Here is a 13,200-nt window from a genome sequence, read left to right on the forward strand (position 1 = left end):
ACCTATTCATTAGGCTTCTTTTCTTGGCTCTTTTTATTTAAATCTTTTAGTAATAGGTGGAACCCTACCCGAATAAATGTAATTAGGTACATGCTGGAAATGTAATCGGTATCATTACTGTGATGACAAGGGAAGCTACAAGAAAGAGTTCTTATACGATTGCCCTATGTGTAATCAAGGAAGAAATCGCTTGAAATTTCTCAAGGATGGGTATTATATACTTCAATCACAGGATAGGAGGCAAAAATTATGTTTTCAAAATGGAGAAAAAAATCTACTGAAAGCCAAGTTGTAGAAATCTATTCACCTGTAACAGGTAATGCGGTTCCTTTAGCGAATGTGCCGGATGAGGCGTTTGCGGGGGGACATATGGGTAAAGGGGTAGCAATTGAGCCCTTAGTTGGTCAACTGATCGCTCCATTTGACGGAACGGTTGCTCATGTAATCAAATCCAATCATGCAGTTATGTTGGAACATGCCTCAGGATTACAGTTTCTGTTCCATATAGGTATCAATACGGTATCGCTCAAAGGGGACGGATTCACATCTCATATTTCTACAGGGGACAAAGTCAAAGCAGGGCAAGTATTAATCGAGTTTGATATTGAAAAGATTAAAGGTGCAGGTTATCCAATTATCACCCCAATCATTGTTACAAACGCTGATGAAGTAACCAACAGCATAGAGTTATTCAACGGACCTGTAAAAGCAGGCAGTGATGTTATTTTAAAAGCGGTTATCAAGTCATAATATTACACTATGAAAGGATGATTTATGAATGTTAGCTTTTCTCCAGAAAATCGGGAAATCGCTCATGCTTCCGGTCGCTACGCTACCTGCAGCGGCTATTCTACTTCGGTTTGGTAACATCAATTACATCACGGAATTTCATCTAGGAGATACTGTAGGGGGTTTCTTAAATACTTATGTTGCACCGTTTCTAAATGCGGGCGGGGGTACAATATTTGATAACCTCCCACTTATATTTGCGGTTGGGGTTGCAATCGGATTAGCCGGTGATGCGGTTGCTGCATTGTCAGCAGTCATCGGGTATATGATCTTACTTAAATTGCTTGCAATTGTACCAGGAATATTCCCTGGAATAATGCAATCCGCGGATACTAAATTGAACATGGGGGTTCTCGGGGGTATCCTTGTAGGTTGTATTGCAGCAGCACTCTATAAGAAATATCACAATATTAAGCTTCCGGATTGGCTTGGATTCTTCGGGGGTAAACGTTTCGTACCGATGGTTACAGCCTTCACAATGGTATTTGTTGGTTTAGTTTGTGGTTTGATCTGGGGTCCGGTTCAAAACGTTCTCGATACATTCGGCAACTGGGTTGTAAGTCTCGGCGGTATTGGATCTGCGGTTCACATTATTGCAAACCGTCTCCTCGTACCATTTGGATTACATCATATCATTAACTCTATCGTTTGGTTCCAAATTGGTGATTTCACTAACGCTGCAGGCGATGTAATTCATGGTGACTTGAATCGCTTCTTCGCTGGAGATAGTTCGGCTGGTATGTTTATGACAGGGTTCTTCCCAGTTATGATGTTTGGTCTTCCAGCAGCAGCTTTCGCAATTATCCACACAGCAAAACCTGAAAGACGCAAAATGGTTGGATCTATCTTCATGGGTGCTGCTCTTGCTTCGTTCTTAACTGGTATTACTGAACCATTAGAATTTGCCTTTATGTTCGTTGCACCAGTACTTTACGGTGTTCACATCGTCTTGTCCGGTATCTCAGCGTTCGTCACTTATGCGCTAGGGATGAAGCTTGGTTTTGGATTCTCGGCCGGTTTGATTGACTATGGACTCGGTTGGGGGCTCTCAAGCAAACCATTGCTCTTGATTCCAGTTGGTTTGGTCACAGCAGTACTATACTATGTGATCTTCCGCTTCCTCATCGTCAAGTTGAACCTGAAAACTCCGGGCCGTGAAGACGAAGATCCTGAAGAAGAAGATACAGCTTCTGGTCCCGTATCTGCGGATAGCCGTCCAGCTCTGATTTTGGCTCAACTAGGTGGACCTAGCAACATTACATCTGTTGACGCTTGTATCACACGCCTTCGACTCATCGTTAAAGATGAGAAGGCCGTTAATGACTCAGGACTTAAGAAGCTTGGGGCTTCTGGTGTTATGAGACTCGGCAAAGGCGCAGTACAAGTCGTGTTCGGACCACAATCCGAAGCGATCAAAGATGATATTCAAAAGTTGTTGTAGATTATTATTATAAAATAATGAGTTTCTTATTTCAAGCAGGGCGGAACTTGATCCGTCCTGCTATTCTATTGCTTTCTTTCTATTAATAATGATCTCAGCTCAGTTCGTCTTAAACTTTACGAGACAAGCTTTAATCCAAGTGCAGCTCCTAAAACCATAGAAATAAAAACGATTCTTCTCCAATCTTTTGATTCCCCGTACAAAAGCATACCCGATATCGCGCCACCTGCGGTTCCAATTCCTGTCCAGATAGCATAAGCAGTTCCCATAGGTAGTGTTTTCATCGCAAATGCAAGTAGTACAAAACTAATTCCGAATCCTGTAATTAAAAGTACTAAGGATTGCCAGTTCCGGTCCTTATGCAACTTGTTGATCATAGTAACACCCAGCATTTCAAATACTCCTGCAAAAATCAAAGAAATCCAAGCCATTAGGAAGCAGCTCCTTCCTGATCTTTATCTTTCGTAACTAGCTTCAAACCAATCACACCAACTAATAAAAGTAGAATAAATAGTATTTTTGCCACTTTAATCGGTTCTCCAAAAAAGATAATTTCAGATAAAACAGTTCCAGCTGTACCCATGCCTACAAAAACAGCATAAACGGTCCCAACAGGAAGTTTTCTTCCAGCCATAACCATTAAATAGAAGCTGAGGATCACAGCAACAACAGTTCCTGCCCAAGTCCAAATATCATTCGCGTGCTTTAAACCAATCACCCAGAACACTTCAAAAAATGCTGCAATATAAACCTTTATCCACTCTTTGTTCATAACGTGCTCACTCCTTAATTTTTTTGCGTTATCTCCTAAAAAAAAACAAAATAAGCCTAGGAGATAACTGTTATTATACAGTTCCTCCCAGGCTTTTATCCCTCCGTGACACAGCCGTAGCTGTGAGTTTTCTCTCGGACCAGACCAACATGTGTTGCGGAACCCTAGAAAACATTTAATATACAATTACGTATGATTATACCTATATTCTAAATTTAAACAAGAACCAAATAATGGTAGATACGAAGAGAAGGAGAGATGAGCAGCAAAGTTGTTTCGAGAGGGAACATTTTTTGCGGGCACGATAGACGAAAACTTACGAAGACCCCAAAAGAACCCTTCAAGATGAACATTTCAACATATGAAAAATTCACAATAGAAAAGATATTTCAGTTGTATCTACTTCACACGTGTTTTTTCATCAGTTCACGCTGTTTACTTACAACAGATCAAGTTATAAAAGAAGACCGAAAAATCCTATTGTGAAAAATTCATACCTTATATATACTAGGTAGAAAAGGCGGGGTGAAACGGATGGCGTTCATGATAGCACAAAGAGCATATCTTAAATTATTCCTGATAGGAATGGTAGAGAGAAGACGGGGATACGGTTATGAAATGTTGGATGAGCTGAAGGAGCAGTTCAAACCATTTGGTTATGTTCCTCCACAAAGTGAGATTTACAGAGCGCTACATGAATTGGTACAGGAAGGTGTATTGTATCGTACTAAGAAATTGAAGGGGAACGATCCAAAGGTTGATTTTCAGGAAATCGTGTTATATCACTTTACTGAAGAGGGTTACGAGAAGGCGGAACTGTACAAGAAACAGGTCAAAGCTGATTTGGATCGGTGCATTGGTATGTTGAATAAAGCGGTTACGGATCACTATTTATGAAGTTACCGCGTTAAATTAATTAATCCGAGTTGTTTGGTGTTGTATTATGAAGTGATATGCAGTAACATAAATAACATATTCATAGAATTGTAACCAAAACTGAATAATGTGGAGATAGGTGCTTCAATCATCATGACTGAAGCTTAAAAGGGAAGACCGGTGTAATGCCGGCGCGGTCCCGCCACTGTAACAGAGGAGTCGAATAACACAATGCCACTGGTGATGCATCACTGGGAAGGCTGTTGTTCGGCAAAGATTCTGGAGCCAGGAGACCTGCCTATTTTGACAGCACTGTTGTACCTACGGGAGATAGGGGGGTGTTAAAGATGCAAGCCATTGATACTAATTTCAAGGGTCCTCTTTAGCTATTTCGCTATAGGGGGCCCTTTTTGATTTCGTTTTATCTTACGAAGTAACGCTCACAAAACTTTAAAGCATATGCTTACGAAGTAGTTTTGTACGAAGCAAATTTGTAGAAGTAAAGTTCACAAAACTTTTAGGAGGTTATCGATTTGAGTAAAATTATTAGTGGTAACTTGGGGTATCCAAGAATTGGGCAACAACGTGAATGGAAGAAGAGTATTGAAGCATTCTGGAGCGGTAAAATTGAGGAATCCGAACTTCATGAGCGTCTAACAGACATCCGACTTCATAATCTGAAATTGCAGAAGGACAAAGGTATTGATATCATCCCTGTGGGTGATTTTACGTACTATGATCATGTACTCGATACTGCCGTTATGTTCGGACTTATTCCTGCTCGTTTTGAATTTGCAGGCAGTGAAGTGCCATTAACTACATATTATGATATTGCCCGGGGGAATAAAGGGGCAGCTGCCAGTGAAATGACGAAATGGTTCAATACGAACTATCACTATATTGTTCCGGAGCTCGGATCAAGAAAACCTGAAATTACGGTTAATAAGCCGCTTGTGGCTTATCGTGAAGCCAAAGAAAAGTTGAATATCGAGGGTAGACCTGTGTTGCTTGGCTTATACACTTTCCTGAAACTTTCGAAAGGTTTTGACAATGCTGGATTGGACGGCTGGATTGAACAACTATTACCCCTCTATGTGCAGGTACTGCGTGAACTTCAAGAAGCTGGAGTGAAATGGGTTCAAATTGATGAACCTGCTCTGGTTACATCGGTTACAGCTGAAGATCTTGGACGTTTAACGTTGATATATGACACGATTAGTCGTGAAGTTCCAGAATTATCTCTTCTATTACAAACTTATTTTGAAGCTCTTAGCAGCTATGAAGGGATTGTTTCATTACCGGTTGCCGGAATTGGACTTGATTTGGTACATGGACTGAACGAAAATTTAGAGGCATTACGCCGTTATGGATTCCCATCAGGTAAGACGTTAGGTGCTGGGGTCATTGATGGACGTAACATTTGGAGGGCGGATCTCTATCGCCAGTATGAACTTCTTCAAGAGTTGACGAAATTGACGCAGGGTGCGGATATTATCGTTCAACCATCTTGTAGCTTATTGCATGTACCCGTGTCGGCAGCCGCCGAGATATCTCTACAACCTGAACTGAAGGATGCACTTGCATTCGCCGAAGAGAAGCTAGAAGAAATTGCTGCGTTGAGTCGCTCAGTATCAGAGGGGAAACTAGATGAGCTGTTTCAGAAGAACCGTAAATCTCTTGAGAGCTTGAGTGCTGACCCTGCACGTAACCGGGAGAATGTTACTTTAGCGGTAGAGCAAATCCTGCTTCAACCATCGGAAAGAAAAAGTGAGTTTTCCGTACGTAAGTCCCTGCAAAAAGAGAAATGGAACCTTCCATTCCTACCTACTACTACAATTGGGAGTTTCCCTCAAAGTTCAGAGATCCGTTCAGCTCGTCAAAAATGGCGTAAAGGTGAATGGTCCGAGCAACAATATGATCAGTTCATTTCGGAACAAATCAGTCAGTGGATCACACTTCAAGAGGAGATCGGACTTGATGTGCTCGTACATGGTGAATTCGAACGGACTGATATGGTCGAGTTTTTCGGTGAGAAATTGCCGGGCTTTGCTTTTACAAAAGGTGGATGGGTTCAATCTTATGGAACACGCTGCGTGAAGCCTCCGGTTATTTATGGGGATGTTGATTTTGACGCACCGATGACTGTGAAGGAAACAGAGTATGCTCAGTCTCTCACCGACAAACCAGTTAAAGGTATGCTGACTGGACCGATCACGATTCTGAACTGGTCGTTCGTACGCAGTGATCTACCTCGTGAGAAGGTTGCCTATCAAATTGCACTTGCACTGCGTAAGGAAGTAGAGGCACTTGAGCAAGCGGGGATCGAAATGATTCAAGTTGACGAACCTGCACTACGTGAAGGACTTCCGTTGAAGCGGGAAGACTGGGAAGGATATCTGGAGTGGGCTGTGAAGGCATTCCGCGTGTCAACTTCCACCGTACAGGATACTACCCAAATCCATACACATATGTGCTACTGTGAATTCCACGATATTATCGATTCGATTCAAGCATTGGATGCAGATGTTATTTCTATAGAGACATCAAGAAGCCATGGGGAGTTGGTGCATAGTTTCGAGGAGCACACGTACCCACTAGGTATTGGCCTTGGCGTATATGATATCCACAGTCCTCGTGTCCCGGCTGAAGAAGAGATGATCTCGATGGTTGAACGTGCACTCAAGGTTCTTGACCCCGAGCTGTTCTGGATCAATCCAGACTGTGGTTTGAAGACACGTGGGTTGGAAGAGACGGTATCCTCTTTGAAAATCATGGTATCAGTAGCAAATCACTTCCGTGAGAAGGTAGCGAACTAGTAAATATGTTAAACTAAATACTGCGAGAACTTATGGGCCATACCAGCTTATAGGTCTCGTAGTTTTTTTGTTACAAACTGTACTTGACAAAATTATAGATTCATAAGATACTAAGCATTGTTAAGTAGCAGAAATAAATACCGTTCATCACAAATAGTAAGTGCAAACACAACAGGAGGGAACTACCAATTATGTCTACCGTTTTATTTGTAAAAGCAAACAATCGTCCAATGGAGCAATCCGCAACAGTTAAGTTATATGAAAGCTTCGTGAAAACTTACAAGGAAACTCATCCTAACGATGCCGTTACAGAATTGAACTTGTTCGAAGCTGATCTTCCATATTACGATAACGATATGTTAAATGGATTGTACAAGCTTGCTAATGGTTATCCATTAACTGCAGAAGAGCAAAAGGCTGCAGATCTAGCAAATACTTATCTTGATCAATTCTTAGGTGCTGATAAAGTCGTATTTGCATTCCCACTATGGAATTTTACAATTCCAGCACAACTTCTAACTTATATGTTCTACCTTAACCAAGCTGGCAAAACGTTCAAATACACAGAACAAGGTCCAGTAGGTTTGGTTGGAGATAAGAAAGTTGCATTGCTTCACGCTGCTGGTGGTGTTTATTCTGAAGGACCAATGGCTGGACTTGAAATGTCATTGAATTATGTGAAGAATACCCTAGCATTCTGGGGTGTTCAAAACCCTGAGACTGTTGTAGTTGAAGGCCACAATCAATTCCCTGACCGCGCTGAAGGCATCCTTCAAGAAGGTGTGAAACAAGCAGCAGAATTGGCCGCTCGTTTCTAATTAGGAATACAATAACGAACTTATCTTTTTATAGAAGCTACTCCATAGGTCGATTTTGGACCTTATGGAGTAGCTTTTTTTATTGACCAAAACAAGTATATAGCCGAATACGCGAGAGTAACACATATAGCTGTGGGGCACTTACATTTAAATGGACCGTAACTCTTCAAGCCTTAATCTCGTCTAATATTAGAGTAGTATATTTTTGAGTAATGTAAGTAGGAAAGTGGGTAAGGAATGAATAAAAAAAGAGGTATACTTTTATTGCTAGGCTTGCTCCTATTTTTAGATATTGTATTTATATTATTACGAATGAATCAGTACTATATCGTTCCTTTTACTAAACCTCCAGTAGCTATGATTATCTTATGTAACATAATCGTACTTGGAATAATACTTGTACTTAAGAAGAAAATTTTTGTGGCTACGTTTACAACTCTAATTTTAATATCGATTTGGGTTGCATGTTCCTTATGGTCTTCTTTCATGGGATATAACTATGTTGATTTTCAGTCTCCCCAACATAAACAAACCATTGTTGTTAAGTATCGTGTAGCGACTCTAGGTGAGAGTCATTATTTTTTTGAGTTTTATCAAAAGTCTAGCTTGGGTTTTTTTATGAGAAAACTAGAGGGACAAGATTATAATGTCATGCTTGAATGGAGTCAATATGCATCTCCTGAGGATGTACTTGGTACAAACGATGTGAAGTGGGCAAGTGAGAAAGAAGCTGTTTTTGATACGGCCGAAGGGGAATGGAGAGTAACACTGAAATAAAACTAATAATACTAGTTGTTTGGTAACTTTTAATTCAGTAAGTATAGAATGGTGGTTAATACAAATGGATATATTTATTGAAAAATTACATATTAGAGATGCTGAAGACTTGTTAAAATTCGAACTCGAAAACAGAACATTTTTCGAAGAAATGGTACCTACTCGAGGAGCTGACTATTATACTCCTAACATTTTTAATAAAAAACTTGAAGCTTTACTTGATGAACAATTTCAAGGAGTGTCTTATTACTTTTTAATTAAAGATAGAGATAATTCCATTATAGGAAGAATAAATTTAGTCGATATTGATGAATCTCGAAAAGTAGGACACCTTGGTTATAGGATTGGACAAGTACATACTGGAAAAGGTATAGCTAGCAAAGCATTAACATTACTATTAGAATCAATCTCTGATAAAGAAATTAAACTGATTGAAGCGAAGACAACAACAAATAATGTAGCTTCACAAAAGGTATTGGAGAAGAATGGATTTGAAAGGTTAGATAGAAGTGATAAACAGTTCGAAATGAACGGTCAAAAAGTAAGTTTTGTATACTATCGGTGGACGAATGAATACTCCACCACTTGCCAATGCTGTCGCTTCGGCTGAAGTGGGGGTTTCTGATGTATCATCCCATTTATTTCAGGATGCTTAACACCAGTGGAGTTGACACGTTGATGGTCTGGTTACCATCCAACCCCTCTATCCCATTCGCTCCTATGGCGGATACGTTTGGGAATACTTTTCGCATAATATTGGCCGCGCCGTTGACATCGGCATGAATCAATCCCTTCGTGCTCTTATACAGACCGCGATACATCCGTTTGCCTGAGTAGATCCATGTCCCCTCTTCACCATAACTCGGCAATGGGTCTTGATCCAGGAAGCTGGCTTTCGAGGTATACGCCTCTTCGGTCAAGATAACGACGATTCCCTGTTCTGTTGCCTTATACTCGATCATTCGGATGAGCATCTTATGGGGAATATGACTGAAGGACTGATTGTTTCGCCGTCCGATCCCGGGCGCTTGTTTCCATCCATCGTTATGCCCTATGACGATCGTACCGATGTTGTGCTCCACTGCCAACGTAACGATATAATGACTTACCTTGTGGAACAAGTCTTTGATCCTACGGTGGCGCTTCAGATGGAGCCGTTCTAATCGTCTAGACGTATGCGCTCCTTCGCACGGTTTCTTGCCCTGACGAAGAATGCCGGTATAGTACGCTTTCATCTTGTTGTAATACTGATTGATCGCTTTAACGATCTTGCCCTTCACAACGATCGGTTTCGCTCCGGTGGTCGTGACGATGGTTGCAAGATTGATGACGCCAAGATCAATCGCTAGCACGTGTTCTTGTAGCACTTCCTTCTGTTCGATCGGACAAGCGAAGATCAATTCGACCACATATTGTCCATGGCTTGGGACGACACGTACTTGCATCAGTTGTCCGTCGGTACAGCTCAGCTTCCCGATGTTCAGTTGCAGCTTGGTCTTTGGAAACTTGAGAAATTTCCGTTCTTTGATCACACAGTCTTGATTGGATAATATGACTTCTTTCACCCTGTTCCGAGCATATCCCGGAATATGGGGCTTGCCGCTGTACTTCTCAGGATGCTGGCGGTAGTCCTTCATGCTGGCAAAGAAGGCGTTCCAGTTATGGAACACCACTTTCATGATTCCCTGACTGCACTGCGTCGGGAGCGCCCGATAATCGATTTGATTCATCACTTTGAACAAAGCGTCCAAGAAAGTGTAATGAATAAAGGGACTCTCTTGCGATGGTAGCTTGAACGGATGGGAGCGGTTCTTTTCACTTCGTCGTTCGTTCATGAGGTCAATATGTGACGCCAGCGTCTCCAGAACTTCCTGTTGCAACGGCTGAAGTGGCTCATTCTTCCCAAAGGCAGTAACGATCTGCCTTATGTAAAAGTTGGTCGTGTTATACAGGTTCTTGGCATCTTGACATGCTTGATCAAGGTACGCAAACAAGCGATGGCCTGGCTTAATCCATACTTGATGGGTTCTGTACATTAGCTTTGAAACTGACAAAACTTCACCCCCTTCCAGCAACCAATCACGAACGCATGTTCTATTAATATTATACCTCTTAGGATTTAGGAAGGGAAGAATATCTTGTGGAATTATTCAGGAGGTCGCCGATTCACCTACCACTAATAGAAGTGGAAGTACTCTCGGCGAAAATTGATAGATTCGAATATATTTTGAAGTAGTAACTTATGTTGAAAGGATGATTCATTCATAATGAGTTTTAAAAATGTCTAGTTGGCGGTGCCATACTGCTTATGTCAATTTTAGTTGCTTGTAGTGGTGGACAATCGTTAGATGGAAAAGTGAAGCTGCAAATTGTAGAAAAGATAAAGGAACTTGAAACTAGCGAATACGATCTTTATTACTTCAAAATAGACTATGATACATATTTTCTTCAAGTGGACAAAATTGTCAGTGATACATATTTAGATGCTGAGAGTAAGCGAGTCATATTTGGTTATGACGGAGTTAATTACACTAGTTTAGAATTGAAGGGAATGCCTCAAGATGAATGGAATAAACATAAGGAGTATATGCTTAGGTTGATAGAACAAATAGGGCTAGATGGTCAAAAAGAAACGATACAATTTTCAAAACCATACGATAGTGAGCAGGAAAACGAAGTATTCATTTATACGAGCCATATGAAAGAAGTACAAGATAAGCCGTTCACAAAGACGAATAAGAAATACATACTGAACCTGATTGAGGGTCAATTGTTGGTAACGAGCGTTGAGTTTGATCGTTTTACTTATGGTAGCGATAGAACAGAAGAAGAAATCAAATCCCAATTAGCGGAGATGAAATATCAAATGCATGAAGATCAACCTGTCGAGTACCTTGAAGATACAATCGTTCTCCAAGGTGTCGCAGAAAAGTAAACTATGTTTGAGGGCTCTCGAGTGGCAGCCCTTTATTAAGCTAACAGGCTGGATAGGTTAAGATTATACGGGGAGAACCGTATCATAAGTAGGGCGAACTTTTGAGTAGAGAGATGTAGAAGAAGATCCTTAATATATGATGCATTATGCAAAGGAAACGGCAGAGCTGATCTTTAGCACTTGGCAGGATGACGGACGTTTCGAGGTATATCCGCAAGGTGGAATTTACCCCTGCATACTGCACATGTGGCTGAGGTGCTTTGCCACTTGGGATATGCATCGGATACCAGAATGAAAAAAACCTTCCAACACCTTTTGGCTGCCCAATATCCTGATGGTGGCTGGCGATGTAATAAATTTAGCTTTGGTCGTGGTCCAGAGACAGAGTATTCCAATCCGTTCCCAACTCTCACTATTTTGAACGCATTTCGCTTTAGGAATGGTTTCAATCATGAACCTGCCCTTGATAGTGCAGTAGATTTCTTGCTCGAGCACTGGAACATTCGAAAACCGATTGGTCCATGTCACTATGGGATGGGAACATTGTTCATGCAGGTGGAATTTCCATTTCGAAGCTACAATCTTTTTGTATATGTCTATGTGTTATCCTTTTATGACCGTGCCAAGAAGGACAGACGTTTCTTGGAAGCCTTAGAAGCATTGGAATCCAAACTGGTAGATGGACAGATTGTCGTTGAACGTGTTGTTCCCAATCTGGCCAAGCTTTCTTTCTGCAAAAAGGGCCAGCCTAGTTCACTGGCGACGATGCGTTATCGTGAAATTATAAAAAATCTCGGAAAGGTGTAGGATTTATTTTCATGAGCAGAGCCGTAGCATACATAAAAGCAAGGCACCCGATCGAGTACCCTTTGATTTCGCTCTATAGATGATACTGTGAAACGTTAGATAAGTAGTGGCATGTTTCTCTTAGATAACCCAGCAAAACTGTGCATGAGATGTCGGATGGATACCGACGAAACTTGCTATATTGTTAGTGAAGGGAGGTCATTCGAATGGATTTGCTTGCCAATCTGAACGGGGCTCTACAATACATTGAAGAGAATCTTGCTGAAGATATAGACCTGAAGGAAGCGGCGAGGTTGGCTCGTTGTTCCGAATATCATTTTTCTAGAATGTTCTCATTCCTTGCAGGCATTACGCTATCGGAATACATTCGCCGGAGACGCCTAACATCTGCGGCATTTGAGCTTCAAACCGGAGAATTGAGAGTTATGGATGTGGCGGTGAAATACGGATATAGCTCAGCAGACGCGTTTTCTAGAGCTTTTCAAGGCTTGCACGGTATTCCGCCCTCTTCGGTAAAGTTGCATGGCTCATCATTAAAAGCCTATCCGCGCTTGACCTTTCAATTAACCATTCAAGGGGGAAGTGCAATGAATTATCGTATCATTGAAAAAGAGCCATTCTATATCGTAGGCATCACGAGAAGGGTGCCTATCCAATTTAATGGCGTAAATCCGGAAATCGTATCTATGTGGAAAAGCTTAACTAGCGACGACATCTACCAGCTCAAAAAGCTCTCGAATGTCGAACCTCAGGGACTGATTCAAGCATCGTTGAATTTTTCTGAGGGGAGAATGGAAGAAGAGGGTGAGCTTGACCATTATGTTGGTGTGGCTACAACCAAGGAATGCCCAGAACATTTAACAAAACTAGATGTCCCTGCAGCAACATGGGCTGTATTCGAAGCTGTTGGACCATTTCCCGATACATTGCAAAATGTCTGGGGACGCATCTATTCTGAATGGTTCCCTACCGCTAATTATGAGTTAGCAATAGGCCCGGAGATTTTATGGAATGAGAGTAAGGATGTATCTTCACCAACCTTCAGAAGTGAGGTTTGGATACCGGTTTTGAAAAAATAATAAACGGTGATTACTACTGTCGTTCTGATTTGTCAGGCCATCCCACAAAGGGATGGCCTTTTGGTTCATCGTGAATGACGGAGTATTCTA

13 protein-coding genes and 2 riboswitches are annotated in these 13,200 nt (G+C 41.4%); of the genes, 10 read left to right on the top strand and 3 right to left on the bottom strand.

The features are described 5' to 3' along the window. Nucleotides 1–249 precede the first annotated feature (249 nt). Complete coding sequence (locus NST85_RS13410; protein ID WP_127191440.1) at nt 250–750, top strand: PTS sugar transporter subunit IIA; 501 nt, start codon at nt 250–252, stop codon at nt 748–750. 28 nt (nt 751–778) lie between these two features. Beyond that, complete coding sequence (gene nagE / locus NST85_RS13415; RefSeq protein ID WP_341189541.1) at nt 779–2,230, top strand: N-acetylglucosamine-specific PTS transporter subunit IIBC; 1,452 nt, start codon at nt 779–781, stop codon at nt 2,228–2,230. A gap of 116 nt (nt 2,231–2,346) precedes the next feature. Here the strand turns inward: nagE and NST85_RS13420 are convergent, their stop codons facing one another. Together NST85_RS13420 and NST85_RS13425 are read right to left on the bottom strand one after the other, a co-directional pair. Further along, on the bottom strand, nt 2,347–2,661 hold the full coding sequence (locus NST85_RS13420) for a DMT family transporter (RefSeq protein WP_341189542.1): 315 nt from the start codon (nt 2,659–2,661) through the stop codon (nt 2,347–2,349). After that, entirely contained in the window at nt 2,661–3,002 is a 342-nt protein-coding gene (locus NST85_RS13425; protein WP_127191437.1) for a DMT family transporter, read from the bottom strand. Before NST85_RS13425 ends, NST85_RS13420 begins: the two co-directional genes overlap by 1 nt. Nucleotides 3,003–3,084: 82 nt before the next feature. Further along, nucleotides 3,085–3,181: riboswitch (guanidine-I (ykkC/yxkD leader) on the bottom strand. Nucleotides 3,182–3,536: 355 nt separating this feature from the next. Between NST85_RS13425 and NST85_RS13430 the strand changes: the two genes are divergently transcribed. The 5 genes from NST85_RS13430 (at nt 3,537) to NST85_RS13450 (ending at nt 8,899) form a co-directional block, all read left to right on the top strand. Continuing rightward, nucleotides 3,537–3,899, top strand: coding sequence for a helix-turn-helix transcriptional regulator (locus NST85_RS13430; RefSeq protein WP_127191436.1), 363 nt, complete (start codon nt 3,537–3,539; stop codon nt 3,897–3,899). Between the two features lie 99 nt (nt 3,900–3,998). After that, a riboswitch (cobalamin riboswitch) is annotated at nt 3,999–4,194 on the top strand. Nucleotides 4,195–4,411: 217 nt separating this feature from the next. Continuing rightward, nucleotides 4,412–6,694 carry a 5-methyltetrahydropteroyltriglutamate--homocysteine S-methyltransferase gene (gene metE, locus NST85_RS13435; protein WP_341189543.1) on the top strand — a complete coding sequence of 761 codons (2,283 nt, stop codon included), beginning with the start codon at nt 4,412–4,414 and terminating at the stop codon, nt 6,692–6,694. Nucleotides 6,695–6,885: 191 nt separating this feature from the next. Beyond that, nucleotides 6,886–7,512, top strand: coding sequence for an FMN-dependent NADH-azoreductase (locus NST85_RS13440; RefSeq protein WP_341189544.1), 627 nt, complete (start codon nt 6,886–6,888; stop codon nt 7,510–7,512). 237 nt (nt 7,513–7,749) lie between these two features. Continuing rightward, nucleotides 7,750–8,289: a hypothetical protein gene (locus NST85_RS13445; protein ID WP_127191433.1), complete on the top strand. Its 540-nt coding sequence runs from the start codon at nt 7,750–7,752 to the stop codon at nt 8,287–8,289. A gap of 64 nt (nt 8,290–8,353) precedes the next feature. Next, nucleotides 8,354–8,899 (top strand): GNAT family N-acetyltransferase, encoded by a 546-nt coding sequence (locus tag NST85_RS13450; protein ID WP_341189545.1) that lies wholly within the window; start codon nt 8,354–8,356, stop codon nt 8,897–8,899. Between the two features lie 28 nt (nt 8,900–8,927). On the opposite strand, the gene NST85_RS13455 is transcribed toward NST85_RS13450, so the two are convergent. Further along, nucleotides 8,928–10,325, bottom strand: a complete 1,398-nt coding sequence (locus NST85_RS13455) for an RNA-guided endonuclease InsQ/TnpB family protein (RefSeq protein ID WP_341191109.1) — start codon at nt 10,323–10,325, stop codon at nt 8,928–8,930. A 272-nt stretch (nt 10,326–10,597) separates the two neighbouring features. Between NST85_RS13455 and NST85_RS13460 the strand changes: the two genes are divergently transcribed. The 3 genes from NST85_RS13460 to NST85_RS13470 all read left to right on the top strand — a co-directional run bounded on the left by NST85_RS13460 (nt 10,598) and on the right by NST85_RS13470 (nt 13,110). After that, nucleotides 10,598–11,224, top strand: a complete 627-nt coding sequence (locus NST85_RS13460; RefSeq protein WP_341189546.1) for a hypothetical protein — start codon at nt 10,598–10,600, stop codon at nt 11,222–11,224. Between the two features lie 291 nt (nt 11,225–11,515). Then, nucleotides 11,516–12,031, top strand: coding sequence for a hypothetical protein (locus tag NST85_RS13465; protein WP_341189547.1), 516 nt, complete (start codon nt 11,516–11,518; stop codon nt 12,029–12,031). 206 nt (nt 12,032–12,237) lie between these two features. Further along, nucleotides 12,238–13,110 (top strand): AraC family transcriptional regulator, encoded by an 873-nt coding sequence (locus tag NST85_RS13470; protein ID WP_341189548.1) that lies wholly within the window; start codon nt 12,238–12,240, stop codon nt 13,108–13,110. Nucleotides 13,111–13,200 lie beyond the last annotated feature (90 nt).

It is taken from the genome of Paenibacillus sp. FSL K6-2524 (genome assembly GCF_038005525.1).
GTDB classification, from domain to species: domain Bacteria; phylum Bacillota; class Bacilli; order Paenibacillales; family Paenibacillaceae; genus Fontibacillus; species Fontibacillus anaericanus.